Origin of the sequence: Mesobacillus sp. MER 48, from assembly GCF_023714225.1 — a bacterium.
Lineage (GTDB): Bacteria > Bacillota > Bacilli > Bacillales > Cytobacillaceae > Mesobacillus > Mesobacillus oceanisediminis_A.
The window spans coordinates 20817-45559 of sequence record NZ_JAMAUR010000002.1 but is presented as its reverse complement, the minus strand read 5'-3'; the positions used below and the strand labels follow the sequence as shown (position 1 = coordinate 45559).

The following is a 24743-nucleotide window of genomic DNA, read 5'->3' as shown; positions in this document are numbered from 1 at the left end:
ATTTTATAGAAAAGGAGACACCACCTAACGGCATCCCCCGCAATCTATTAATTCACAAATCTTCCAGCCTTTCCCTTCGTTTCCCAATATTCATTCCTCAAATGGACCTTTTGGATTTTACCTGAAGCAGTCTTCGGCAGTTCTTCTACAAAGGTTACCCCAGTAACGGCTTTGAAATGGGCCAGTTTCTCCCTGGAAAATGCAATAAGATCCTTTTCCGTGATTTGTTCATTTTCACGTAACACTACATATGCGTGCGGGGTCTCCCCCCATTTTTCATGCGGGACGGCGATGACTGCAGCTTCAAGGACAGCCGGATGGTCATACAAAGCCCCCTCGACCTCAATGGACGATATATTCTCCCCGCCACTGATGATGACATCTTTTTTACGATCGACAATGTCGATATTCCCGTATTCGTCTACGGTCGCCATATCACCTGTATGGAGCCACCCATTGCGGATCGTTTCCATGGTTGCCTCTTCATTTTTCCAGTAGCCTTTCATGACTCCATTGCTTCTCGTGATCACTTCGCCGATTTCCTTGCCATCATGTGCAACCTCTTCGCCAAAGTCGTTGACAACCTTGACCTCGCAGCCAATCATCGAGATGCCGGCCTTCGCTTTCATCCTGTACTGTACATTCAATGGCAGTCCCTTCAAGTGCGACCTGACAGTTGAAATCGTACTTAACGGGGAAGATTCCGTCATGCCGTACACCTGGATGAACTCCCAGCCAAGTTCTTTTTCAACACGTGTAACAAATGCTGGCGGCGGTGCCGATCCAGCTATGACTACACGCACCTGCTGTTCAATGTTAGGCACATTTTTCTCATAATACTGGAGCAGAGCATTCAAAACTGTCGGTGCCATATGCATCACGCTGACTTTATGCTTTTCCAATGCGCTGAAAATCGCCTTGGGGGTTGTTTTGCGGAAGCAAACCTGAGAAGCGCCGTTTGCTGTGTAATAAAATGGCGACCCCCAGCCATTCACATGGAACATCGGCAGGACATGCAACAGGACATCTTCATCGCTTACCCGCAAATGATGCATCGTGCTTAGTGCGTGCAGATAATTGTTCCTGTGGGTAAGCATGACCCCTTTGGGATTCCCAGTCGTTCCACTTGTGTAGAGGAGGCTGCAGACATCATTTTCATCTAATTCTTCGCGTTTGAACGGTTCGGGAGAATGCTGTAATAGCCACGCATCGTATCCGATTTCCTCGAGGCTGTCTTCCTTATAATGGACAATGATTTCCTTCACGGTTTCCAGTTGGTTTTTGATTGGCTCGACGAGATGGTATAAATCCTGATCGACAAATAACACTTTGGATTCACTGTGGTTAAGGATGAATAGATAATCCTCCGGTTTAAGGCGAATGTTCAAAGGCACCATCACACCTCCGACCTGGAAGACACCATAAAAACCTTCAAGCATTTCAATTGAATTTGGCGCAAGGTAGGCAATCCGGTCACCTTTGCCGGCTCCAAGCTTCCTCAAACCATCCGAAAGCTGGTTTACCCTTTCGTTCAACTCAGAATATGTAAGCGCCCTGTCCTCGGAAAAAATAGCCTTTTTGTCTCCATAAAGCGATACCGCACGGTCTAGAAACTGGTTCAACAGCAATGGAACGTTCATTATTTGCCTCCTGTAATAATAAATTTAAAATTCTTAATATATAAATATATTAACATATCTCCATCTCTGTTATACAAAATTTCAACTGTTATATAACATGATTTTTCATAGCTGATTTTACAGGAAATTTTCATAGGAACTTTGTTTAGTGTAGTTCCTTATTTGAAACAAATAGGCATTTTAATCACATTCTTTATTTGGGCACATAGGATAATAAAGAAATCAAAATAAAGGGTGTTGCTCATGCCAGCAATAGTTGGGGTCATACAGGTCATTTCAATTAGCAGCAGTGCGGTCTTCCACATTGGCGATGTCTACAGAATAACTCCCCGTTCCAGCGCTAAAACCTTCTCCGGTGCGGGCTCATTCAATACCGGAGACGGATTGACCATACACAATAATCTTAGCTCGACAAATACCTATGACCAAGATGCAATTGATCAAGGAAATTATTTGAATGTATAGTGCGGGTGATTAGGTTGAATTTTTATATACAACAATCGATCAATATCAATTTTTTAAAGGTTGAGGGAATATCGAACTCTTCTGTCCTGCAAATTGGCAGTGCTGGTTTGATCAAGCCAGTTTCTAACCTATATAACACGGGCCGCTTTATAGCACCAGCTCCAGAGGCGCTGCATCCCTCCCAAATAACAACAGGTACATCATATACACCAGAAATACTTGAGACACCTGCGGTTCCTTTACAGGCTCCGGTTACACGAAGCTAACATTTAAAAACTGGTTCGAGGCGAGGTGATTCGTTTGAATGCTGAATTTTATGAATATGTTAAAAAGCTGCATTTATATGTACAGCACCAAAGCAAAAAGATATCCAAATTGGAAAAAATGGCCATGGATTTGCAGCAAGAAGTTGCAGCATTGAAGGATCGGCCTCCAGTCCAAATTGGAAATATCGAGTACAAATTCGACCAGTTGAAGGTAGAAACTCTTGAAGGGACTTTGAATATTGGCTTGAACCCGAGTGAACTGGATGGAATTGAGGATTTTTCGGTAGATCAAAAAGCGGTTAATGTACCTACTCCTGGAAAACAGCTGTTTAAGAGGACAATCGAAATTGAAACAGCACTGTACAAATACCTTGAAACGGATTTAGAGGGTATCTATCGCGATGCTCAAGCGAAGCTGGGGATCAATGTAGATGATTCTTATTTCACTTTTATAAAAGAAGATATCAGAAAACAGTTGTCTGGCAGAGTGGCGGCACATTTAAAGGAAAGGTCCTCCGGTGAGAATGGGACGGTAATAAGCCCGGAGATGAATAATCAAGTGATTGACCTGCTAAAGCAGGAGATTCAGAATGGTGTATTCCTCTTCCTCAAAAACCTGCCAGATAATGTAAAGGAAGGTCGTTCAGAATGAATTTTCAAGTCTATAACCGGGATATTTGCGTTGGCGACATCAGAATCCTTGGCGTTTCAAGTTCCTCGCTGCTAATGGTCGGGGATGCAGATACCATCAATTTGGCATCCACATTCGATACTCCTGCAGAGTCACTGATAATCGGGCCGTTCGTCCCTCTTTCGCCGGAAGCTGGACGATGATGCTTCAAAGAATCGCTAGTGTTGATAGAATAAAAATAGATTCAGTAATATTTTCTTCAGTGTTCCAAATAGGTGATTCCCAGCAGATCCAGGCATTTTCCAGAGCTCTGGCAGTCCAAAGAGAGCGTGAAGTATTTTATGAGAATGAAGGCGCATTTAGTGCCTACCCCATTTTTTCTGAGCCCATTACATTTCAACCGGATGTTGAAACCATAAATAGTTCTACTCATAATGTTAATCCTGTCTTAAAGGTGCGGAGTATCAATATACTGGGTGTATCGTCTTCTTCAGTGGTGCATCTTGGGAATACCTGCAATGTTTCTATGGAGGCAAGGGTCAAGCACATCCGGCATCTCCTGCCGCGCCCCGAACAAAATCGTTGATGCATGCATATTGTTTTATCAAGGCTGATGTACTCTTAGGCCATTCTACCGTTCGTATATTGACTTTTGGGCAGCGCATTTTTTTAATGACTCTGAATTTGGCTAACTAGCCGCAACTTTTTATGTATATCGCCCAAAAGAATAGCAGAAAAGGATGTTTTCAATGCCAGCAATCATAGGTCCAGTCCAAATCTTGAATGTAGGCGGCGGGACGGTGCAGTTTGGCGACACACTGTTCATCTCGCCAAAAAGTAATTCAAAAACAGTCGCTGGGCAGGGTGGTTTCAATACTGGTGGTTTCATTGTTACGAATAACGGACTTAGCGCCAGTAATGTCCTTGATGCCAACCTGATCGACCAGCCGACAGTAGGAAATAACTAGCGCTTTTTACGTTTTCGAGCATTTGATTTTGAAATTCTCGGCAGCCTTGTAGAGGGCTGCTTTTTTATCCATTTCAGGAATTTTTGCAGTTCAGGATGTAAGCGGAGCAATTCAATACTATTCAATCCCGTAGCCAGCTCCTCATTTGTGAATAAAGCATGTATCTGTTTGTGGCAAGGAATGCAAAGGCTGGCAGTTGGCATGAAGGCTCCGCCCCTTTCCCTTGGTGTCAGATGATGGACCGTGACCTCGACCTCATTCCTGCCGCATAGTTCACAAGTGTTGATATGGCTTTTCTTTGCCATTTACAATCCCTCCTTCAACAAGCCCTGTTGGTAATTTCCCCTTCATGGATTTTCTTAATCAGTTGTGCACCTGTCCCATACGCTACAAAAAAGGAATCGGCAAGGATTGTGTGAACAATCAACCGATTCCTTTAATTTAGAACTGATCCATTTCCAGAAGATGTCCGCCATCAAAGAAATATAAATATTTCTCTTCAACTGGCTTTTTCCATACTTGTTGAATCGCCTTTGCATACAGGCTGATCTGGATTCGATAACGCTCTTCCAAAATCGGTTTTGCCTGTTCGAACCCGCCTTTATAGCGGTCATGGATGCCATCTGTCTTGAAGTCAAGCAGGACTGTCCCTGTCTCATCCTCGAAAATACAGTCGATGACCCCCTGGATAAAAATCGGCTCATTTTCTCCCTGCCAATCAGGGTAAACCTCTTTTGCCGGTAATGAGAGATAAAATGGAACCTCGCGGCTGACCTTGTTTGCTCCAAGGAGTCGCTGGCCGATCTCAGTATCAAAAAAGGCAAGAATCCATTTTTGATCGACTGCCTCCTTCTGTTCCGGGAACAGCAGCTCATTCTCGACCATTTGCTCCAGCTGTGATTCAAGGCTTAACTCTGTAATCGGCCTGGAAAGATCGATATGCTGCATGACCATATGCATCGCGGTTCCCCGTTCTGCAGGGGTGAGTTTTTTTTCCTGCATGAACCTTGGCCTGTTAAGGATTGGCTTCGTAAACCGGCGGACGATCTGTGTCCCGCTCTCCTCATCCCTTGTTTCGTGGTTTCTCTTCAGCTCGGTTACAGACTGTTTCGAACGGTGATTGGCCGCTTCCTTAAAGTGATATTTCCATGAAAGCTGTTCATTGACCTTATCAGCCAGTTCCGAAACCTGGTTTACAGCCTGGCCAGCTGCGACAAGATCCATCAGGCTCTCGCGCTCTTCGTCTTTCTCATCGGCATATGAAATGATTTCCTCTGCGTTAATCGTTGCGATTTTCCAGCGGGATGGATGACAGTTAATCTCTTCGTCGAGTGCAGGATGCAGGATTGCCTGGCTTCCCCTGATCGACTCACAATCCTTATGACGGATAACAGCTGGCCCTATCCAGTCAATATAGCCTGATGCCGATGCCCTTAAATATTCATCAAGGAGCCATTCCGGATGGCTTGCTTCGTCCTGCCACTTGCTGATCGTTTTATCTGCATCCTTCACAGAACCGATCAGGTAGAGCTTTTCTTTTGCCCGTGTCAAGGCAACATAGAGGACACGCATCTCTTCAGAAAGCATTTCCATCTTATGCTTGCGTTTGAACGCCAATTGCGGCAAAGATGGAAACGAAATTCGCTTCTCAGGGTTGATGTACTTAACAGCAAAGCCAAATTCTTTATCAAGCATATAGAATTTTTTCAAGTCCATCGTATTGAAATTCCGGGCAAGTCCCGCTACGAAAACTACTGGGAATTCCAGCCCTTTGCTGCTGTGGATCGTCATGATCCTGACGACATCCTCCTGTTCTCCCAGCGCCCTTGCCGCGCCAAGATCATCGCCACGCTCCCTCATCCGTTCAATGAAGCGCAAAAAGCGGAACAAGCCGCGGAAGCTCGTCGCTTCATATTGTCTTGCGCGATCATAAAGCGCTCTGAGATTAGCCTGGCGTTGTTTTCCGCCTGGCATCCCGCCTGCAAAATCGAAGAACCTCGTCTCCCTGTATAATTGCCAGATTAAATCAGAAACAGATCCTTGTCTTGCAGCCGTTCTCCATTTTTTCAAGCCTTCAAAGAAACGACTCGTCTTTTCATGAAGAGCTTCATTTTCTATTGTCGGCTTGTGGAGACAGAATTCCGTCAACGCCTCATAGAACGAACCTCTTTTCTGGCTGATCCTGATGATGGCTAGTTCTTCTTCGTCCAGGCCGACGATCGGTGACCTCAATACAGCGGCAAGCGGGATATCCTGATAAGGGTTGTCGATTACTTTCAGCAAAGAAAGCATGACCGCGACCTCTGTCGCCTGGAAATAGCCAGTCGACAAATTCGCGTAAATCGGGATTCCCTGCTGCTTGAATTCCTCCATGATTTGAGGAGCCCAAGTCATTGAGCGAAGAAGGATGACGATATCGCGATAATTGACGGGTTTGGATGTTTTTGTTTTGGGATTATACACACCCCGGCGCTCTTCAACCATATCCTTGATATGCTTGGCCATCAGCCTTGCTTCGAGCTGGGACTGTTCAAGGTCTTCAGCATCGAATTCAGTATCAGCTGACTCATTCAATTCTGGGGAATCATAGTCTGTTGAAGCACCTTCTCCCTTATCAATCAACAGGAGCTCGACTGGGAAGGAATCATCCTCAGGATAGGGAGCCCCTTTTTTCAATTCAGCATTATCATCGTAATGGATTTCACCGACTTTTACGCCCATGATTTGTTTGAATAAATAATTGGTGCCGTCCAGTACTTCGCTTCGGCTCCTGAAATTCTTCGCAAGATCAATTTTCAGGCCAGTTCCTTCACCCTCAGCCGTGAACCTGTTGTACTTTCCGAGGAAAAGGTTTGGTTCAGCAAGACGGAATTTGTAGATCGATTGTTTTACGTCCCCAACCATGAACAGATTCCCGGCTGCCTCTCCTTCTGGCGTTACCAGCTGGAGGATGGCTTCCTGGACCATATTCGTGTCCTGGTATTCATCAACCAGCACTTCCTTGAATTTATTGCGGTAGGCCAGTGCAGCTTCGGAAGGCGATACAGGAGATACATTTCCATCATCAGTCTTTGCAGTCAATATCTCAAGTGTGTAATGCTCAAGGTCTGAAAAATCCACGAGACCACGTTCCTGCTTCACTTCTCCAAACCTGTGCGAAAATTCTTTCACGAGGTCAATCAGCACGGCGATCAACGGTTTCATTTCCTGCATATCCTTCAGGAAGCTTTCTGGTTTTCTGGAAAATAGTTCACTTCTTAAATCCTGGACAATTTTCTTTGCACGGTCCCTGAGCTTGGCGGCTTTATCGACTAGATCCTTATTGTAATCATCGCCGCGACATGTCTTTGCCCTCCCAAAATCAGCAAGCTGTATCGCTTCATGCAAATCTCCCCAGGTTTGTTCACTGGCAGCCAGCAATGTGTCGATCACATGAAGATCTTCTGTAAAATTGACAGCCCGTGGTGCCGGTCCGCCCGGCATCCTGGAAATGTCCAGCGCTTTTTCGAGAAGCTGTTTTGCCCCCTGAAGCTGCAGCTCGATATCTGAGATAAGTACTTTCATAAACGGCAAGTGCTCGATCGCAATGCTGCCTGCTGCTTCGTACATGGATACGATGGAATCAAGATACGCATCAGGGGAAGGATTGGATCTGGCAAAATCAAACAGGTCAGTGATGATGTCCTTCAACCCTTCATCGCTGCGGTCATTCGTGAACGCATCCACCAGATTGAAAAAAGGCTGATTATCTGTTTTGCCGTATTCTTCTTCAAAAAGATCTTCAATCACTTCGTCCCGCAAAAGCTGTCCCTCGGTTTCATCCGCGATTCTGAAGCCAGGGTCAACATCAATCAGATAATAATATTTCCTGATGACTTCAAGGCAAAAGGAATGGAGCGTTGAAATGGACGCTCGATTCAACAGGCTCAGCTGCTTTTTCAGATGTGTTGAATCAGGGTGGCTGTTGATGGCTTTTTCAAGCGCTTCACCAATCCTGTGACGCATTTCAGCCGCAGAAGCATTTGTGAACGTTACGACGAGCAGCTCATCGACGTCAATAGGATAGTTCTCCGAAGTGATTTTCCTGATGATCCTCTCGACAAGAACAGCCGTTTTACCTGATCCGGCCGCCGCTGCGACAAGTATATCCTGCCCCGAGGCCATAATTGCCTTCCACTGATCTTCCGTCCATGTCGCGCCTTCCGGTACTGGCGGTATATTCATTCTAGCCAAGGTCCTCTTCCTCCTCTCCTATTGCTGACAGTAGGCCGAACTTCTTGATTTCTTCAAGTCTTGCAGAATCGACTGCCAGCCCATCATCGGCCTTCAAGTTTTCGTCTTGTCTCAGCGACTGCAGCAGGTCTTCCTTTTTAATGACAGGAAGCTTCCTGAAGTCATTCGATTCAACCGCCTGGTCAAACTGGCATACCGGCTTGAACGAGCAGAATGTACATGGTGCCCGGTCCTTGAGTTTGTATGGAGCAACATCAACAATTCCGCTGACAATCCTGTTGCCGGTCTCCACATACTTATGGCGCACAAATTGCCGTAAATGGTCAAAATCCTCACGGCTGGCAACCTTCGAGCTCTTCAGCAGGCTTCCATCTTTTTTAAAACCCGCGGAGATGATCTGTGAACTGCCTGTATCGAGCCCCTTGTCCATCATCCGGATGACATTCTCATCGCTTAGCAGCAATCCGTTCATTTTAAAACGTTTAAGGATTTCCTCTTCAATTTCATCAAGCGTCAGCATTTTTGAAGCATTGACAATCGGGTTGTGCACATGGAAATAGAGTACACCTGCAGGGTCAGCCTGCTTCCCGACAAGAAGCGGTGAATGGGTGATAATGATATCCAGGTAGGTGAGCATCTGAAGTGCCACACCGTAATACACCTCTGTCAGATTGACATCCTTCACGCTTGATTTGTAATCAATCACTCTCAGGTATACACCATGGTCATCCTCGGCTTTATCAACACGGTCAATCCTGCCCATCAGCTCCATCTTTGTGCCATTTTTCAGCGAAAAGCCCAGCGGAGGCAGTTTACCTTGCCGGCCGAAGCCGAGTTCCAGGCCGACTGGGGAGAACCCGCTGACTTTTGCATGCTCACTCAACACGAGAGATGCGCGGCTGATGATGTTCTGAAGTTTTTGCCTGATATAATGATGCCTGTTTGAGCTAAGCAGGATTTCATTCTGCAGTTTTGGAGCAAGCTTTTGCACAGCATCCCTTGCCAATTCTTCAGCCTGTGCCCTTGTAAGCTGGGCCCAGCTAAGGTTTTGCTCCATCACCGTTTCAGCGATTTCCTTCAATGCCGCGTGGAAAAGATCGCCGATATCCGGAGCCTCGAGCCGGAATATCTGCCGGTCTCGCAGCTTCAAGCCATGCTGGACATAATGCGAGAATGGACAGCTGTTGAATAGTTCCATCCTGGAGACACTTGCCTGGATTTCCTCGCCATACAATTCCTTCGTGACAGATTCAGACAGCTGTTTCGTCCTGTTTTCATAAAACAGGCTGGAAAGAACTTTCCGGGCTGTATCTGCCCAGCGGTGATTCTTCATATAATAATCGTACACATCCCACCAAAAATCATAGACAGGATAATTCCGCTTCTTCAGCTGAAGCTGGGATGTCAGATAGGATAAGGCAATATTTTCACCGGCAGCATATTCAAGCTGCTCTGCTTCCGGCAATTCCGAAGGATCTGGCAGGAAGAAATGCGTCTGATGTCCTGGAAACAAGTCCGAAATCCTTTTGATGAAGGAAGAAGGCATCAGGGCTTTCCCCTCTTCATTGGCAATCGGATAACTGATATAAAGCTGCTCCGAAGGCGTCACAAAAGCCTTATAAGCCGTAAAACTCTCATCCAGCAGCTTAGTTCGGCTGCCCGGGGCAAGCTTCAAGCCTTTTGATTGCAAAAGCTCGCGGTCGTCATCCGCAAAAATTCCTTCCTCGGTCATCTTGGCAGGAAGAATGCCTTCGTTCACGCCAATCACAAAAGCCACCTTTACATCGGCAAGCCTTGTTTTTTCTATGTCGGCAACCAGTACCTGGTCAATTGCCGGAGGAATCAGCGAAAACCTCAGTGACTCAAAACCAGCATCAAGGATGGAAACGAATTGCTTCGGTGCCACCTTGCTGTCACCCAGCATTTCGACGAACTGGTCAAGGAGATTGATCACGGCATTCCAGGCCTGCTCGTGCTCCCTTGCGTCAATCAGCCTTCCTTCCTGCTCCGCATATATTCTCCATGCTTCGAGCTTGGCGGGAATATCGAGCTCCTCCAGGAAGAGATAAACCGCTTCAGAAAGCTTTCTGCCTGTGTCAGCACGTTTCAGGCGCCGGGCCATTCGCAGAAGCGGTGAAGTAATTAACTGCTTCAAGTCATTCAGTTCCTGTTCAATCTTCTTCTCAGCATCCGTCTGGGCCACACTGTCATACTCGAGCCCCCGAATTCTCCGATATTTCCAGCGGTCTTTTCTCGTCCATTTATCTCCCTGGATCCCATATGCAAGCACATAGTTCTCCAGGATATCCATCTGTTCACGCACCCTGTTCAGGTCAGCACCCTCAGGGAACAGCAGGTCTGTCTTTACAGCCCGGAAAATCGGCTCATACCGCCAGTTCCCCAGGACCGTCTCCAGGCTTGAACGGACAAGCTCGATCAATGGATGGTGGAGCATATTCCGTTTCTGGTCGATAAAGAATGGAAGTCCGTAGTCTTCAAAAATGGTTTCCAGTACTTCACGGTATTCGCTTCCCCTCATCAAGACAGCGATATCGCGATAGCGGTATCCATCATCCCGTGCCAGGCCAATGATTTTTCTGGCAACTCCTTCAAGCTCGGAACGTCTGTTGGCTGCCTGTGCGATATGGATTGACGCCTCGCCTGAATACGGTACAGCCGGCCTTGAATCGAATTCCCTTTCAAGATGCTTCAGGGATTCATCCTGCCAGCGCCGCTGTTCAGACAGCACGACATTATCTTCTAGCTCATAGCCTTTTGTCCTTATCATGTCATAGAGTGTTTGGCAGGTCTCTCCTGTCAGCCTGAATAAATGAAGTTCATCAGGCTGTTCATGCTTGAAATCCCTGTCAACCGGGAGTGCGATTGTCACTCTTTTGGAGGAGGCAATCAGCTGATCAATGATCATGAGTTCAAGCGGCGTGAAACTATAAAAACCATCAATGTATACTTCCGCATTTTTCAGATAGTCAGAAGCCGGGATCTTTTCGGCAAGCAGCTTGAAATAATCCTCGGAATCTATATATTTACCAAACAATTCATCTTCGAACTGGCGATAAACCAGCTCCAGGTCGTGGATCTTATCATGTAATGCCTTGTTTCCTCCGGAGCCTTCAGCCATTTTTCCGGCAAGTTCTTCCGGATTGATGGCATAGCGTTTGAACTCGATCAGCATTTGCTCCATCTGCTGGATAAAACCATTTTTATCCGCAGCTTTCTGGAAGATTTTCAGGTCCTCTTTTTTGTCTTCAATGATTTTGCGGATCATCATACTGATCCCGACGCTGTCCAAATGCTGGCGTATGTATCCTCCCGTTTCCTGAAGCACTCTCCACGCCAGGCGCGGGAAGCTGTATACCTGTGCCCTGATCATTCCACCAAGGTCAGGATCTGTGGATAATCTGTATTCTGACAGGAAAGACATTTGTTCCGGCACAAGATAGACAATCGGATCTCCTTGAGGATCCGAAACAAGCCTGTCCTTCATTTCCTTCATGATCAGCTCGGTTTTCCCGCTGCCCGAGCGCCCCAGTACTAAACGTACAGACATCTGACTTCCCCTTTCTTCTAGTAAAATAACAATCTTCCAAGCCTAACTTTTTTGCTTTCACGACGTGCACTGTGCCTGTTTTTTATTTGTAAGGACATTGGAGCCATCGTTGATCCAAGTACTATGTTCAAAAAAGCAATAATCTATGAAATCAGCCACCTGCTAAAGTCGAAAAAGGCGCTTCTCTCACATGCGCCTTTTGTCTGCCAAACAATTGTTCTGTATGTATCCTATTATACCTTTTTCACAGGCCGATTTGGAAGCAAAGAGCCCGTTAATTTTTCCCATAGTGCATGACCTTCTTGAGTGCAAATGAACAACCATCATCGGACGGGGAATCTGCATATATTGTATGTGGCAGGTGATGAAAATGAAATCGATAAGCTTTTTTCAAAAAGCTTCCATCCTACTGACGCTGAGCGCCATTATGGTCGCCAGCAATATCTATACATTGATTCCCGTTTATTCGGTGGTATCGGATAGCCTTAGGATACCAGAATCTCATGTTGTTCTTGCAGGCGGGCTATTCACCTTTCTTTATGCCTGCGGTCTCCTCTCGTTCGGACCAGCATCGGATTATACAGGCCGGAGGAAGATCCTCGTGTTCGGTTTGCTGGCCTCCGCTATTGCCACCTGTGGTGTCGGTTTTTCTGCCGGGTCCCTCAGCCTTTGGATCACTCGTTCTCTGCAAGGTTTGACTCTGGCTACATTTGCTTCGGTTGCCTTTGCCTATTCATATGATCTGTTCACTGCCCGGCAGAGAACCATCCTTGTGGTCCTGATCAACACTGGCTTTTTGATTGCCGGCATCTTCGGCCAGGTCGCCAGTGCCTTCCTGGCTGAAACTTTTTCCTGGAATGCCGTCTTCTATTTCTTTGCTGCCGTTTATTTAATTCTGTTTTCTTTTGCTTTTTTCCTGCTGAAAGAATCGCCGGTACAGCCCTTCGAACGAAAACCGCTGGGGATGATATTTTTTCAATTATTAAAAGAGCCGCGGTTGATGAAGTGTTATATCATCACCTTTTCGCTCCTGTTTGCGATCATCGCCTTCTACGATGCGATTGGCCGTTTCTTTGCCGGACCTGCATCTGACCTTTTGCTGATCCGCCTGGTAGGATTGATTGGTGCCATCCTATCACTATTCACCGGGACATTGATGGACAGATGGGGTGCACTGAAGACGCTGATGTTCGGGCTGGCAATCGGCTCCACGAGTGCGTTCACCCTGCTGTTCCTGCACACAGCCAGCGCCCTGATCATTCTCTCCATATTTTTTGTTTCATCCATCTCACTAGTCATCCCCACCGTCATTACACTAATTGGGGCCTTCGGCAGCAGTCAGCGGGCGAAGGCACTTTCACTTTATTCATTCATCCTGCTGACCGGTGCAAGCCTGGCTCCGCCAGTCGCCGCTGTATTACCGTTTCACGGAGTCATGCTGTTATTGACACTTCTGTTTCTTTTTAATTTCATTTTATGTATTTTTGTAAATGAAAAAGCATTCCAGTCAGCGAATGCTGGCTGAAATGCTTTTGATTGGTGATTTCATGGCAGGAAGTTTAGTTGATTCTGTTGCTTTACTCAAAAGGTTTTTTTAATAAAATTAAATTCCTTTTTCAGCTGACTGGCTTCTGATTTTTACTAGTCATTTCCTTTAACAGCTTTTTGTCAATTTTCCCGACATGCGTTTTTGGCATGTGAGTGATAAAGTGGATCTGTTTCGGCACTTTATAGCCAGCCAGCTTTTTTCTGCAATATTCCTTTACCCCATCTCCGCTTAACGCTGCTTCTCTTTCAAGGACGATGAATGCCGTCACGGCTTCACCCCATTTTTCATCGTGCACACCGATTACCGCGGCTTCCAGGATGGAAGGATGTGAGCTTAGCCAGTGCTCGATTTCCAGGGGATAAACATTCTCTCCGCCTGTGATGATCATCTCCTTTTTCCTGCCGACGATATAGAAAAACCCTTCTTCATCTTGTCTGGCAAGGTCGCCGGTGTGGAGCCATCCATCTTTCCAGGCATTTTGAGTCGCGCTGTCATTTTTCCAATAATACGAGAAGGCATGCTTGCCCCTGATCGCCAACTCGCCGATTTCACCGGCTGGCGCTTCACTTCCATCGTCTCTGATGACCTTGATGCAGGTGAATAACATCGGTTTGCCGACCGAACCTCTTTTGACATCCGCATCTGAAGGATCGATGAAAAAATTATTCGGGCCAGCCTCCGTCAGGCCGTATCCCTCTTTGAAGGCCAGGCCTTTCTTTTTATAAGCTTCATAGATATCCAGCGGGCACGGAGCCCCGCCAGATAAAAACAATTTCATATCCCTGAATTCCGCTTGCTGGAACTCTTTTGATTTTACTAGCATGTGGTGCATCGTCGGCACAAACAATACGATCGTACATTTATGCCTGATCAAATATTCAATCGCTTTTTCAGGAGTAAATTCATCCCCCAGCACGACGGTCCCACCTGCCATCAGGATGGGGATCGACAGAGCATTCAGCCCGCCTGTGTGAAATAAAGGCAAATAGGTGATCGTCTTGTCTTCATCTGTCAGGTTCCAGCTCGCAATGGTCGAAATGCTGTTCCAGATGATCGCTCGATGTGACAGAACAGCACCTTTTGGCTTTCCGGTCGTCCCTCCTGTATAAATCATCGCCAGCGGGTCTTCTTCATCCAGATCGACAGGCTGGATTTGCTTCGGACTAGTAATCAAATCCTGATAGTGTGAACCATTGATTTGGATGCACTGGCCTGCTTGATCCCAGACCATCGTCACTTCTTTTGTGAATTTCGAATGGAACGCCAGCAGCGCCGGTTCACTGTCTTGTATGATAAAGGCTAATTCATCCACCGACAGCCTCCAGTTCAAAGGCACAAAAATAGCACCAATCTTCCCACAGGCGAATAATAAATCGAAGTAACTGACCCCGTTGGGCGCAAGCGTTGCAATCCTGTCGCCTTTTTTGACACCAATTCCCTGCATCCATGCCGCAATCGCCCTGGCTCGTTCATTGACTTCCCTGAACGACCATTCCTGATCTGTACCGGCATCAGCAATCGCAGCAGCGTCCGGTGTCAATCTCGCTCTTGATTCAAGCCAATCGAGCTCCCACCTCACCGCAATCTCTCCCTCTCTCGACGTGATGGGTTTTATTTTAAAGATTGGGAGTTACAGGATAGTTACATCGAATGCAAAAAACACCACAGCCTGGATGGCCATGATGTTCGGGTCGCTTATTTAATTAACTCTTCTTCTGATAAGATGCCCATATTCCTCACATGATTCTTTGCCTCGGCATCGCCAAGTCTGTAAACCATTGCGTAAATCTCCTTCAAGGCCATGTCATATTCTGCATGCTCGCGATCCGGGTCCTTGAAAGGGTGCAGATGGGAATTCCCGTAAGTCGCCCAGTCTGCTTTATAGTTCACTTCCAGGTACTCGCGCAGATCCTTGATTTCCTCTCCTGTCGCGATCAACGTGAAGAAATGGCCCTCCTGATCTGCTGGCGTATCCAGCACCTCGCCGCTTTCTATATTGAAGTAATACCTCTGTTTTTGCTCTTCCATGTACAGCACCTCAATCTTTTTTATACCATTTACCACTTTTGGAGGGAAGTTAACCATTAAATGTGGGTGTGATGTGTTAAAAGCCATTATTATAAATATCCTAAGTTATTTTTGGCTCATATTAGAGGGATACTGAAGTTTCCTACCAGTTGGATTGGTTTTAATGCAAGTTTGGTGACTTTCTGCCAATAGGAGAAGTTTTATACCTGTTGAAACGATTTTTTTTCGGCTGATTTGAATTTATTCCCGGCTGGCTTGATTTTATCTCCGGTTGGTGCAGATTTATCTCCGGTTAGCTTGATTTTATCTCCAGTTGGAAGAGATTTATCTCCAGTTGGCTTAATTTTATCTCCGGTTAGTTCAGATTTATATCCGGTGGCTCAAAATCAATCCAGGTCAGTAAATCATACTCCCCTGTTGGCTGCATTTTCATGGTTAAAAAAGATTTAATCCCCATTAAAGGCGTTTTAATCCTCGTTGAAAAAGGTTCATTCCTAGTTGGATTAGTTTTAATCGCGATAGACCAAATTTATTCCCCGTTGCCCCTGAACCCCAAAATAAAAAAGCGCAGCAAGTGCGCTTTTTCAACATTACATCATGATTCCGCCGTCCACATGGAGGGTGGTGCCATTCACATATTTTGATTCTTCTGAGGCCAGGAAGAGGTAGGCATTCGCGATATCCTCGGGCAAGCCCAGTCTGCCGAGCGGGACGAGCATTTTCATTTGCTCAATCACCTTTTCCGGTACTTTAGCTGTCATGCCGGTCTCAATGAATCCTGGGGCGACGGCATTGACGTTGATTCCTTTGCGGCCGAGCTCTTTTGCCCAGGTTTTCGTCATCCCGACAACCCCCGCCTTTGTTGCTGCGTAGTTGGTCTGGCCGACATTGCCGTAAATGCCGGAGACGGAAGAGGTATTGATGATTCTTCCAGATCCCTGCTGGACCATTGCCGGGACAACGGCCTGGGCGCAATGGAAGACGCCTGTCAGGTTTACATCAACAACTTTCTGAAAATCCTCCACAGCGAGTTTGTGCAGCATCCCGTCCCTTGTGATGCCTGCATTATTTACAAGAATATCAATCTTGCCAAAATGGGAGAGAACATCCTTTACCATCGAATCCACGCTATCCTTATCAGCGACGTTCACCTGGAAAAAGGCTGCTTCATAGCCTTCTGCTTTGAGCTCGGCTGCGCGCTGTGATCCTGTTTCCTCATCAAAATCCGCCATTGCCACCCGTGCGCCTTCACGCACAAAGGTTTTCGCTGCGGCAAGGCCAATCCCATTTGCCCCTCCGGTAATGATCGCTACTTTATCTTGCAGTCTCATAAAAACACCTTCCTATTCTGCTAAAAATCCATCGATATGCCTTAGCAGCTGATCCAAATCATCCACTAGTGGCGAATGGCCGCAATTCTTCAACTCTGCAAATCTTGCACGACCTGCAAAATCCTCGACAATTTCGTCGGCCATCTTGCTTGTGACAACAAGATCGCGGTCACCTCGGAGGACTAGGACAGGAATCTGGATATCCTTTACCTGATCTGTCCCCATCCCCAAACCGTTATCAACACCACTGATATTAAAACTATTGAGAGAATGATAGACCTCTGCCAGATTTCGCTGTGTCAGCATATCATCGACATACTCTTCATAATGTGCTGCTTCCGGCTGACGCTCGGTATAGATCAACATATTCCACATCGCCTTTAAAAATCCTCTATTCTGCCCGTCGTATGCAGTCTGGACAGCAATCGTTTTTCCGGTATCCGCCTTAACATCATCATACGTCTTAAGTCGATTGTCCAGATCAGGCAAGCCTTCCGGACTCGTTCCGAAGAACGGGTAACCCCTTGTTGACGCAGAGGCGAGCAGCACCAGTTTTTCGCAATAGCCAGGATAATCAGCAGCAAACTGCATTCCTACCGCACCACCTGTCGACCAGCCAACAAGTGAAAAATTCTTTAACCCGATTTCGTCGACAAACAGCTTTACATCATCGGAAAAATCCTTGATTGACATGATGGGCTTGCGGTAACTCGAGCCGCCGAATCCCCTCATGTCCATCGCATACACTTTATACTCCGGATTCATCTGATCAATCAGCACATCCCAATGCTTCGACGATGTCATGTTTCCATGGATCAGCAGCACGTTTTTCACGCCGCCGTCCCGTTCCCGGTAAGTAATGCTTTCACCGTTCGGCAATTCCACCTTTTTCAATTCAACAGCCGTTCTCTCCATTCAAGCTTCACCCTTCCCCCAGCGTATAGTTGTTGCTCCCCAGGCATAGCCGATCCCGGCACTGACAAGGACTACAACATCACCATTCTTCAGCTTCCCTGCCTTTTCAGCCAGTTCCAGCGACAGGATCTGGTCCATCTGGCCGATATGTCCATAGTCTTCGAGATAAATAGAATTTGATTCACCCAGTCCTAATTCCTGTAAAACAAACTGGTGTGCGGAACGCTTCATATGCAGCATCCCAATGTATGAAATATCTTTTTCTGAAAAACCGCTTTTTTCCACAGAACGGCGGATGACCTTCAGGAAGTTGGCCATCGACTTTTGCTCCAGCCTTTCTTTCATTCCCTGTGGATCGAGGACATCAAGCTGATAAAGACCCCGCTTCAGACTTTCTGCCGAAAGCGGATTTTTCGTTCCCCCTGCAACCACGACGACATCCTCGGAAAAAGAACCGTCAGTAATCATTTCTGTTTCGAGCAGCAGATTTTCCTGATGGCCCTTTTTCAGTAAAATCGCCCCGCCGCCTGCTCCGAGATTGTACATGAAGCGGGTCCGCGGATTCTGGTAGTCGATGAAATCCCCGTTCCGATAGCCGCCAGCCAGCAGCACCGTTTTGATTTCAGGGTCGGACAGCATCATGCCCCTGGCAAGTTTCAATGCCATGACTGTCGTCCCGCAACGCAATGCTGTATCAAATGCCCAGGCATTATAAGCGCCGATTTCTTCCTGAAGCTTGATTCCGGCAGTCCATAATGGATACTCCTTGTATTCCTCACCGATATAGATCACCAGATCAATCTCCATCGGATCGATACCCGCTTTTTCGATTGCCGTCTTTGCAGCCCTGATTCCCATCTCACATGTATGGTCTTCCTGACCAGGAACAGGCTTTTTCTTGATTCCCATTTTTTCTTCCACAACCATTTCCGGAATTCCTGCTGCCCGAGCAATTTCCCTTCCTGTTATATATGTTTCCGGAAGATAGATTCCTGTGCTGACAATCCCGATCTGCACGTATTCAGCCCTCCTTGCAAATGGCTCATTCTCTGCCTGTAAAACTAGCATTCTCCTACAATTCCCTTGATATAAGCCATCGCCTCATCGATTGATTGAAACAAGGCTTCCTTTTCATCCTGAACATGGGTAACTTTGACACGCCAATATTTTTTGCCGCTTCCGGCTTCAATGTCTGTAAGCTGGAAGCGGAGCACGAATGAGGTGACTTGCTGCATCTCCATCATGACTCGCCCTGACTGACGGCATCCGAATTTAAGGAAGCAGGTGCTTTCTTTTTCCTGCTGAATTTCAACTTCTTTAAGGAACCGACAATCCCCATCGGGAAGAACATGACAGCGAGTATATAAATGATTCCAAAAAAGATGATCCATCTTTCAAAGATCCAGTGGACCTTTGCCAGTTCTGTCAGCCAGTGGTGGGAGAATTCGATGATCCCGGCGCCAATGATGGCACCTACTAGCGTTCCGACTCCGCCGATGATCGTCATCAGCAAGGCGTCGAGAGTGATATCCATCGTGAATACACTCGTGTTGACAAACCTGAGGGAGACGGCATACAAAATTCCTGCGATCCCGGCAATCACTCCGGACACCACACTTGCAATGACCTTATACTGCAGGACGCTGTATCCCAGTGACTCCGTCCTTTGCTCATTTTCCCGGATGGCCTGAAGCACCTTTCCGAGCGGCGAGTTCGTGAACCTTTTCAATAAGATGAACACAATCACCATGGAGCCAAGGCAAATCAGGTAAAAATCCGTCCGGTCCTTTAAAAAGTCCGGGACTCTGAATGTGAATCCATCATTTCCATATGTGACTGTCCGCCATTTTTCAGCAAGCACGAGGAACAACCCGGCAAAGGCCAGCGTCAGCATCGCGTAAAAATGGCTTTTCAGCCTTAGCGTGAGCAGGCCGACAAAATAACTGACAAGTGCTGTAAGTAAAATCGTGACCAATACGGCCAGCAAAAAATAGCTCGTTTCCGGTTCGAATCTTTTCATGAAGACACCAACCGTGTAAGCACCGATCCCGAAAAACATCGCATGTCCGAAGGAGACAATGCCCGTGTATCCGAGCAGGATGTCATAGCTCATCGCAAGCACGGCAAAAATGAAAACCTGTGAGAGCAGGATCAGCATGCTCCTTGAGTCATAGACAAAAGGGAGAACAGCCAAAAACACGGCAGCAAGTAAATACAATATATTCATGCGATTTGAAAACATCTTTATCACTTCCGCTTCACCCCTTTGCCCCGAACAAGCCCTGAGGCCTGAAAATAAGCACGACTGCCATCAGCAGCATGTTCGCAGCCAGTGCCAGGTCCGGTACATAATAGGCCATGAAAGAACCTGACAGACCGACTAAAATTGCCGCCATCACCGAGCCTGTGAAGCTGCCCATGCCGCCGATGACGACAACGATGAACGCCAGGATGGCGAACTCCATGCCCATATCGGCATAAATCACACCGGAATAAGGTCCTAACAGCATGCCTCCAAGTGCCGCCATGCCTGCTCCGATCATGAATACAAACATAAAGACCTTCTGAATATTGATTCCCAGCGACTGGACCATTTCTTTGTTCATGACACCCGCACGAACAACGAGACCGATCTTTGTTTTCTTCAGCAAATATTGGACGGCGAGAAACACCGCGAACCCGACGGCAATGATGAAGACACGGTATTTGATAATGATGATTCCGCCGAATTCCCAGCTGCCAGACAGATAATCAGGCGTGGCTGCTGAAATCTGGTTCGGTCCCCAGACGACTTTTAACATTTCGGATAAAACAAGCATCAAACCGAGCGTGATCAAAATTTGCTGTACGTGGTTGCCGTATACCGGCTTGATGATCCACCGTTCCGTCACGATTCCAAGAATCATGCCCGTAAGGATGGCACCAATGATTCCGGCAAGAAAGCTGCCTGTCGATGTATAAATCCAAATCCCGCTGTAGGCTCCCCAGGCAAACAAGCCGCCATGGGCAAAATTAAGCACATCCATCAGGCCAAAAATCAAAGTGAGACCGGCTGCCAGAAGAAAGACCAGCATTCCTGTGGCAAGGCCGTTAAGGCTCAGGTTTATCAAAACATCCACACTTGCTTCCCCCTTTCTCAGGCAATCCCGAGATACTTCCTTCTCATTTCTTCATCATCCCGCAGAATATTCATTGAACCGTTCGAAACCGTCCTGCCATCATCAATAATGTAGAAGCTGTCTCCAATCGTGCTGGCCATCATGAAATTCTGCTCCACGAGGATGATGGTCGTTTTTTCTTTCATTTGCTGGATCGATTCCATGACCTTCTCGACGACAATCGGGGCAAGGCCCTTGCTTGGCTCGTCAATCAGCAGCAATTCATTGTCATTTACATAGGCCCTGGCGATCGAGAGCATTTGTTTTTGCCCTCCGCTAAGCAGTCCGCCTGGCTTGTTCCAAAACTTTTTCAAGTCAGGGAACAGATCCAGTATCCAGTCAAGCCGCTGACTGGTTTCATCATTTTCTTTCTTGACTGCCACCTTGATGTTCTCTTCGACGGTCAGGTCAGCGAAAATCCCCTGATCTTCGGGCACATAACCGATTCCTTTATTGGCGATTGTGTAGGTTGGCAGGCTCTTGATTTCCTCACCTTTATATAAAACAGATCCCTTGGCAGCCGGATTCAATCCCATGATGGTCCTGAGGGTCGTTGTCTTCCCGGCGCCATTACGGCCAAGAAGTACCGTCACTTCGCCTTTCGGCACCTCAAAAGATACTCCTTGAAGGATATGGTACTGGCCGATGAATGTTTCTATTTGATCAAGCTTTAGCAGCGTGCTCACTATGCAACCCTCCCAAATATGCAGACTGGACTGTCTCATTTTTCATGATTTCTTCAGGAGTTCCGTCAGCAAGCAACGCGCCGTTGAACAAAACCATGATCGTATCAGAGAGATCCATGATCATATCCATTTTGTGCTCGATCAATACAATCGTCCTGTCGCCCCGTTGTTTGATTTTACGGATGACGTCAAGTATGGCCGGAACCTCTTCCAGTGACATTCCCGCTGTCGGTTCATCAAGTAAGAGCACTTCTGTGTTCAAGGCAAGCAGCATTGCGATTTCTAGCTTTCTTTTTTCTCCATGGGCCAGATTCCTCGCAAGTGCATCCTTCCTGTCATCCAGCAGCACAAGCTTCAGCCACTCCTCTGCCTGCTCCTCGAATTTATTGTAGGATTGGAAGTGTTTAAGCATTTGATAGCGGATTCCCTCATGCGACTGGACCGCAAGACGGACATTTTCCATCACTGTCAGGTTTGGAAAGACATTGGTGATTTGAAAGGAGCGGCCGATTCCGGCCCTCGTCCTTTTTGTCGGTGACAGCCTGGTAATCTCATTGCCTTTAAAGAAGACCTGTCCTTCGGTCGGAGTAAGCTGACCGCTTAACAAATTGAAGAATGTCGTCTTGCCAGCACCGTTTGGCCCGATGATCGATTTGAAATGGTTAGGGGGTACCGAGATGCTGACAGAGTCCACCGCGGTATGGCCGCCAAATGTTATGCTAAGATTTTTTGTTTCGAGAATTGCCGTCATGCTTTGGTTCACCACCTTTAGAATATTGGAGTAAAAGTATAATGAACTCCGGCTGATTTACCGAAGTTCATTATGGACATTTAAGTTAATTGCGTACCGGAGGAGCCGTTTCTTCCGGTGACAGTTCACGGATCAGGACTGGGACTGGATAGTTGACTCCATCCTTTTTCTCCAGCTTGATGGCGTATAATGCCTGGAGTGCCTGATGGTCCTCTTCCCGGAAGGTCATCTTGCCTTTCGGAGTGTCAAAACTCATGCCTTCCATTGTTTTGATCAGTTTCTTGGAGTCCGCGTTTCCTTCGGTTTTCTTCAAGGCTTCTACGATTGCCATCGCAGCTGTCATGCCTCCTGGAGTGAACAGGTCGGGCAGTTCGCCATTAAAGCGTTTTTTATGTTCGTCCACGAGCCATTTATTAATGTCATTTTGCGGAAGATCATGATAATAAACAGTAAAGCCTTCCATGCCAATCAGCGGCTCCATTGTCGAAAGTGCAGCGATATCAGGAGCACCGGTAGAAATTTTAATGCCTTTTTCCTGGACCTTCATGTCAGCAATCTGGTTCCATGGTGAGTTGGCGCCAGCCCAGACAACGAATAAATAATCCGGCTTCTGGTCGATGATTTTCTGGATGTTCGATGTGAAGTCCGTTGCAGCAGGATCTGCGTATTCTTCATGGATGATTTCTGCGCCGAGTTTTTCTGCTGCTTCCTTGAAAGCCGAGACGCCATCACGGCCAAACGAATAATCCGGTGCAAGAGTAGCGATTTTCACGCCTTTCTTGGCAATTGCAGCAGCACCTGCTACAGCATCCTGTGAAGAATTCCGCGCTGTGCGGAAAATATATTCATTGAATTCGGATCCGGTAATGCTGTCTGCAACAGCAGGTTCTACAATCATGATCTTTTCATATTCCTCAGCCAATGGCAGGACTGCCAGGGTGTCACCAGAGCTTGATGAACCCACAAGGAAATCAACTTCATCTTCCTCAAGAAGCTTTGTTGCTTTCTGGACAGCTACCTCTGGTTTTGTTTCCGTATCTTCGACAATGAATTCGATTTTACGGCCGGCTACTTCATTGGTTCCATCAGTAGCATATTCCAGACCAAGCTCGAACCCTCGAAGTGTCTGCTTCCCATAAGCCTCAAGCCCGCCTGTTTGTGAAGCCAGGACGCCGATCTTGATCGGTTCCGTGTTTTTCGGTTCATCCTTCCCTTCTTTTCCTTCTGTTCCACCTGACTTCTCTGTTCCCGATCCGCCACAGGCACTCGTGAACAACAGGACTAAAATAAGCATAAAAGATAAAGCAAAATTCCGTTTACCCGCTTTCATTTTCTCTCCCCCTTTAAAATGTTGCATCAAAGCCACAAGCTTTGACATCATCTTAAAAAAATGCAGTTACAAATGAGTTACAGCGAATTTGAAAAATATGAAACTATCTGGGGATTTTACTTTATAAGAAATTAAGGGGGGCAACTTCAATGGATTCTATATTCTGGTTTCTTATCATCCTTTTCAGTTTGCCATTGCTGATTACAACTGCGATCATGACACCGATTCAATACAAGTACATAAAAACCATGGAAGATTCACAGAAAAGGCGAAAGCAAATACTGAGTGAAATGTATGAGGAAATGCCTGTCCAGGAAGAAGTCCTGCACATGAACCTGCAGTCGAATCCATTGTTCCTGCCGGCGAATATCCTCGCGGGAATCATCTATAAACTCAGACACAGATAAAAGGTCAAATAAAAAAGTATCCCCTCCTATTTTTATGGCGATAATTGGACTAATGCCTAAAAATACGGAGGGGATTTTTTATGCAAGCTATCTATTTAATTAATGAACAGATTCATATAAATGGGTGTACCCGGGATGACAGCTTTGAAATCCAGCAAAATGCCCTGGCTGATTTTATTCAAACAAAAAGAGTAGTGCCGGTAAAGCTGAATCCATATCAGCTGAATGAACATTATACAATCCCGCATGCCCTGCTCTATGACTTGCAGTTCCACAAAAGACAAATCGATTGCCTGCTCATGTATTCAGATCAGTCAATCACTGACTTTGCCATGACTTATCCTGCCAGATGGCTGATGCTGAAAAGTTATTTTGACAGGGTCGTTACAGTTGTATAATCTGAACCAATGCTTATGAGCCATCTGTCCCGCCAAAGGCGATACAGTAGCCATCAAGGTCCTTAATGGCAAATTCCTTCCAGGGTCCATTATTTTCATCCACCCACGGTTCGATCACTATAGGAGCACCTTTTGATTTAAATTCGTGATAAAGTTCATCCAGTGCCTTCCAATCCTCGACATAACAATATAAGTCAATACCAATGTCTGACCCTTTCGGCGGAGGATTTGGCCTGACGTCTTTTGGATCGCTTGCTTCCAGCAGTTTGATTCCAAGCCCTGTAAAGCCATCCCGGATTACCCACCAGTCCGTTACTTCGCAGCCTAATACTTCCGAATAAAATTTCTTTGCACGATCAAGATCTGAAACTAGCAATACCTTTAGCGAACTATGAATCTGCCTTTCCATTCCCTTCTCC

The 24743-nt window shown here is 46.6% G+C and carries 25 protein-coding genes; 9 read left to right on the top strand and 16 right to left on the bottom strand.

Going from position 1 to position 24743, the window contains the following annotated elements; genetic code table 11:
* Window positions 1-47 precede the first annotated feature (47 nt).
* Window positions 48-1640, bottom strand: a complete 1593-nt coding sequence (locus M3593_RS06510; RefSeq protein WP_251544171.1) for a long-chain-fatty-acid--CoA ligase — start codon at window positions 1638-1640, stop codon at window positions 48-50.
* 243 nt (window positions 1641-1883) lie between these two features.
* On the opposite strand from M3593_RS06510, the gene M3593_RS06505 reads away from it, so the two are divergent.
* The 6 genes from M3593_RS06505 (at window position 1884) to M3593_RS06480 (ending at window position 3970) form a co-directional block, all read left to right on the top strand.
* Complete coding sequence (locus M3593_RS06505) at window positions 1884-2105, top strand: spore germination protein (protein ID WP_144474493.1); 222 nt, start codon at window positions 1884-1886, stop codon at window positions 2103-2105.
* Between the two features lie 14 nt (window positions 2106-2119).
* Complete coding sequence (locus tag M3593_RS06500) at window positions 2120-2371, top strand: spore germination protein GerPB (protein WP_251544173.1); 252 nt, start codon at window positions 2120-2122, stop codon at window positions 2369-2371.
* Window positions 2372-2405: 34 nt separating this feature from the next.
* On the top strand, window positions 2406-3023 hold the full coding sequence (gerPC, locus tag M3593_RS06495) for a spore germination protein GerPC (protein WP_251544175.1): 618 nt from the start codon (window positions 2406-2408) through the stop codon (window positions 3021-3023).
* On the top strand, window positions 3020-3205 hold the full coding sequence (locus tag M3593_RS06490) for a spore gernimation protein GerPD (protein WP_144474491.1): 186 nt from the start codon (window positions 3020-3022) through the stop codon (window positions 3203-3205). The genes gerPC and M3593_RS06490 overlap by 4 nt, the downstream gene beginning before the upstream one ends.
* Window positions 3202-3588, top strand: coding sequence for a spore germination protein GerPE (locus M3593_RS06485; protein ID WP_313959694.1), 387 nt, complete (start codon window positions 3202-3204; stop codon window positions 3586-3588). Before M3593_RS06490 ends, M3593_RS06485 begins: the two co-directional genes overlap by 4 nt.
* Before the next feature lie 163 nt (window positions 3589-3751).
* A complete protein-coding gene (locus tag M3593_RS06480; protein WP_023615349.1) occupies window positions 3752-3970 on the top strand; it encodes a spore germination protein in 219 nt (72 codons plus the stop codon).
* Here M3593_RS06480 and M3593_RS06475 read toward each other — a convergent pair.
* The 3 genes from M3593_RS06475 to addB all read right to left on the bottom strand — a co-directional run bounded on the left by M3593_RS06475 (window position 3967) and on the right by addB (window position 11771).
* Window positions 3967-4275 carry an HNH endonuclease gene (locus M3593_RS06475; protein WP_251544177.1) on the bottom strand — a complete coding sequence of 103 codons (309 nt, stop codon included), beginning with the start codon at window positions 4273-4275 and terminating at the stop codon, window positions 3967-3969. The two genes, M3593_RS06480 and M3593_RS06475, sit on opposite strands and share 4 nt — an antisense overlap.
* Before the next feature lie 136 nt (window positions 4276-4411).
* On the bottom strand, window positions 4412-8194 hold the full coding sequence (gene addA, locus M3593_RS06470) for a helicase-exonuclease AddAB subunit AddA (protein WP_251544231.1): 3783 nt from the start codon (window positions 8192-8194) through the stop codon (window positions 4412-4414).
* Window position 8195: 1 nt separating this feature from the next.
* A complete protein-coding gene (gene addB / locus M3593_RS06465) occupies window positions 8196-11771 on the bottom strand; it encodes a helicase-exonuclease AddAB subunit AddB (protein WP_144474489.1) in 3576 nt (1191 codons plus the stop codon).
* A gap of 370 nt (window positions 11772-12141) precedes the next feature.
* Here addB and M3593_RS06460 point away from each other — a divergent pair, with 370 nt between their 5' ends.
* Entirely contained in the window at window positions 12142-13296 is a 1155-nt protein-coding gene (locus M3593_RS06460; RefSeq protein ID WP_251544179.1) for an MFS transporter, read from the top strand.
* Window positions 13297-13387: 91 nt separating this feature from the next.
* On the opposite strand, the gene M3593_RS06455 is transcribed toward M3593_RS06460, so the two are convergent.
* The 11 genes from M3593_RS06455 to M3593_RS06405 all read right to left on the bottom strand — a co-directional run bounded on the left by M3593_RS06455 (window position 13388) and on the right by M3593_RS06405 (window position 23483).
* Complete coding sequence (locus M3593_RS06455) at window positions 13388-14899, bottom strand: class I adenylate-forming enzyme family protein (protein WP_251544181.1); 1512 nt, start codon at window positions 14897-14899, stop codon at window positions 13388-13390.
* 116 nt (window positions 14900-15015) lie between these two features.
* Entirely contained in the window at window positions 15016-15348 is a 333-nt protein-coding gene (locus tag M3593_RS06450) for a hydrolase (protein ID WP_251544183.1), read from the bottom strand.
* 590 nt (window positions 15349-15938) lie between these two features.
* A complete protein-coding gene (fabG, locus tag M3593_RS06445; protein ID WP_251544185.1) occupies window positions 15939-16679 on the bottom strand; it encodes a 3-oxoacyl-ACP reductase FabG in 741 nt (246 codons plus the stop codon).
* A gap of 12 nt (window positions 16680-16691) precedes the next feature.
* A complete protein-coding gene (gene phaZ / locus M3593_RS06440) occupies window positions 16692-17594 on the bottom strand; it encodes an intracellular short-chain-length polyhydroxyalkanoate depolymerase (protein ID WP_251544186.1) in 903 nt (300 codons plus the stop codon).
* Window positions 17595-18662 carry a 3-oxoacyl-ACP synthase gene (locus M3593_RS06435; protein ID WP_251544188.1) on the bottom strand — a complete coding sequence of 356 codons (1068 nt, stop codon included), beginning with the start codon at window positions 18660-18662 and terminating at the stop codon, window positions 17595-17597.
* On the bottom strand, window positions 18656-18838 hold the full coding sequence (locus M3593_RS06430; RefSeq protein WP_144474482.1) for a hypothetical protein: 183 nt from the start codon (window positions 18836-18838) through the stop codon (window positions 18656-18658). The genes M3593_RS06435 and M3593_RS06430 overlap by 7 nt, the downstream gene beginning before the upstream one ends.
* A complete protein-coding gene (locus tag M3593_RS06425; protein WP_144474973.1) occupies window positions 18835-19836 on the bottom strand; it encodes a branched-chain amino acid ABC transporter permease in 1002 nt (333 codons plus the stop codon). Before M3593_RS06425 ends, M3593_RS06430 begins: the two co-directional genes overlap by 4 nt.
* A 16-nt stretch (window positions 19837-19852) precedes the next feature.
* Window positions 19853-20713: a branched-chain amino acid ABC transporter permease gene (locus M3593_RS06420; protein ID WP_144474481.1), complete on the bottom strand. Its 861-nt coding sequence runs from the start codon at window positions 20711-20713 to the stop codon at window positions 19853-19855.
* Window positions 20714-20730: 17 nt separating this feature from the next.
* Complete coding sequence (locus M3593_RS06415; RefSeq protein ID WP_251544190.1) at window positions 20731-21438, bottom strand: ABC transporter ATP-binding protein; 708 nt, start codon at window positions 21436-21438, stop codon at window positions 20731-20733.
* Window positions 21416-22189 (bottom strand): ABC transporter ATP-binding protein, encoded by a 774-nt coding sequence (locus M3593_RS06410; protein ID WP_144474479.1) that lies wholly within the window; start codon window positions 22187-22189, stop codon window positions 21416-21418. Before M3593_RS06410 ends, M3593_RS06415 begins: the two co-directional genes overlap by 23 nt.
* Before the next feature lie 85 nt (window positions 22190-22274).
* Window positions 22275-23483, bottom strand: a complete 1209-nt coding sequence (locus M3593_RS06405) for a substrate-binding domain-containing protein (protein ID WP_144474972.1) — start codon at window positions 23481-23483, stop codon at window positions 22275-22277.
* Between the two features lie 185 nt (window positions 23484-23668).
* On the opposite strand from M3593_RS06405, the gene M3593_RS06400 reads away from it, so the two are divergent.
* Window positions 23669-23926, top strand: a complete 258-nt coding sequence (locus tag M3593_RS06400) for a DUF3949 domain-containing protein (protein ID WP_251544192.1) — start codon at window positions 23669-23671, stop codon at window positions 23924-23926.
* A gap of 80 nt (window positions 23927-24006) precedes the next feature.
* Window positions 24007-24324: a hypothetical protein gene (locus tag M3593_RS06395; RefSeq protein WP_144474477.1), complete on the top strand. Its 318-nt coding sequence runs from the start codon at window positions 24007-24009 to the stop codon at window positions 24322-24324.
* 13 nt (window positions 24325-24337) lie between these two features.
* Here the strand turns inward: M3593_RS06395 and M3593_RS06390 are convergent, their stop codons facing one another.
* Window positions 24338-24733, bottom strand: coding sequence for a VOC family protein (locus tag M3593_RS06390; protein WP_144474476.1), 396 nt, complete (start codon window positions 24731-24733; stop codon window positions 24338-24340).
* Between the last annotated feature and the right edge of the window lie 10 nt (window positions 24734-24743).

Excerpts from the sequence above, each read along its gene's own strand:
- M3593_RS06510 (WP_251544171.1), bottom strand. The coding sequence starts at position 1,640 with ATGAACGTTCCATTGCTGTTGAACCAGTTTCTAGACCGTGCGGTATCG.
- M3593_RS06505 (WP_144474493.1), top strand. The coding sequence starts at position 1,884 with ATGCCAGCAATAGTTGGGGTCATACAGGTCATTTCAATTAGCAGCAGT.
- M3593_RS06490 (WP_144474491.1), top strand. The coding sequence starts at position 3,020 with ATGAATTTTCAAGTCTATAACCGGGATATTTGCGTTGGCGACATCAGA.
- M3593_RS06485 (WP_313959694.1), top strand. The coding sequence starts at position 3,202 with ATGATGCTTCAAAGAATCGCTAGTGTTGATAGAATAAAAATAGATTCA.
- M3593_RS06480 (WP_023615349.1), top strand. The coding sequence starts at position 3,752 with ATGCCAGCAATCATAGGTCCAGTCCAAATCTTGAATGTAGGCGGCGGG.
- M3593_RS06475 (WP_251544177.1), bottom strand. The coding sequence starts at position 4,275 with ATGGCAAAGAAAAGCCATATCAACACTTGTGAACTATGCGGCAGGAAT.
- addA (WP_251544231.1), bottom strand. The coding sequence starts at position 8,194 with ATGAATATACCGCCAGTACCGGAAGGCGCGACATGGACGGAAGATCAG.
- addB (WP_144474489.1), bottom strand. The coding sequence starts at position 11,771 with ATGTCTGTACGTTTAGTACTGGGGCGCTCGGGCAGCGGGAAAACCGAG.
- M3593_RS06460 (WP_251544179.1), top strand. The coding sequence starts at position 12,142 with ATGAAATCGATAAGCTTTTTTCAAAAAGCTTCCATCCTACTGACGCTG.
- M3593_RS06450 (WP_251544183.1), bottom strand. The coding sequence starts at position 15,348 with ATGGAAGAGCAAAAACAGAGGTATTACTTCAATATAGAAAGCGGCGAG.
- fabG (WP_251544185.1), bottom strand. The coding sequence starts at position 16,679 with ATGAGACTGCAAGATAAAGTAGCGATCATTACCGGAGGGGCAAATGGG.
- phaZ (WP_251544186.1), bottom strand. The coding sequence starts at position 17,594 with ATGGAGAGAACGGCTGTTGAATTGAAAAAGGTGGAATTGCCGAACGGT.
- M3593_RS06435 (WP_251544188.1), bottom strand. The coding sequence starts at position 18,662 with ATGCTAGTTTTACAGGCAGAGAATGAGCCATTTGCAAGGAGGGCTGAA.
- M3593_RS06430 (WP_144474482.1), bottom strand. The coding sequence starts at position 18,838 with ATGATGGAGATGCAGCAAGTCACCTCATTCGTGCTCCGCTTCCAGCTT.
- M3593_RS06425 (WP_144474973.1), bottom strand. The coding sequence starts at position 19,836 with ATGTTTTCAAATCGCATGAATATATTGTATTTACTTGCTGCCGTGTTT.
- M3593_RS06410 (WP_144474479.1), bottom strand. The coding sequence starts at position 22,189 with ATGACGGCAATTCTCGAAACAAAAAATCTTAGCATAACATTTGGCGGC.
- M3593_RS06405 (WP_144474972.1), bottom strand. The coding sequence starts at position 23,483 with ATGCTTATTTTAGTCCTGTTGTTCACGAGTGCCTGTGGCGGATCGGGA.
- M3593_RS06400 (WP_251544192.1), top strand. The coding sequence starts at position 23,669 with ATGGATTCTATATTCTGGTTTCTTATCATCCTTTTCAGTTTGCCATTG.
- M3593_RS06395 (WP_144474477.1), top strand. The coding sequence starts at position 24,007 with ATGCAAGCTATCTATTTAATTAATGAACAGATTCATATAAATGGGTGT.
- M3593_RS06390 (WP_144474476.1), bottom strand. The coding sequence starts at position 24,733 with ATGGAAAGGCAGATTCATAGTTCGCTAAAGGTATTGCTAGTTTCAGAT.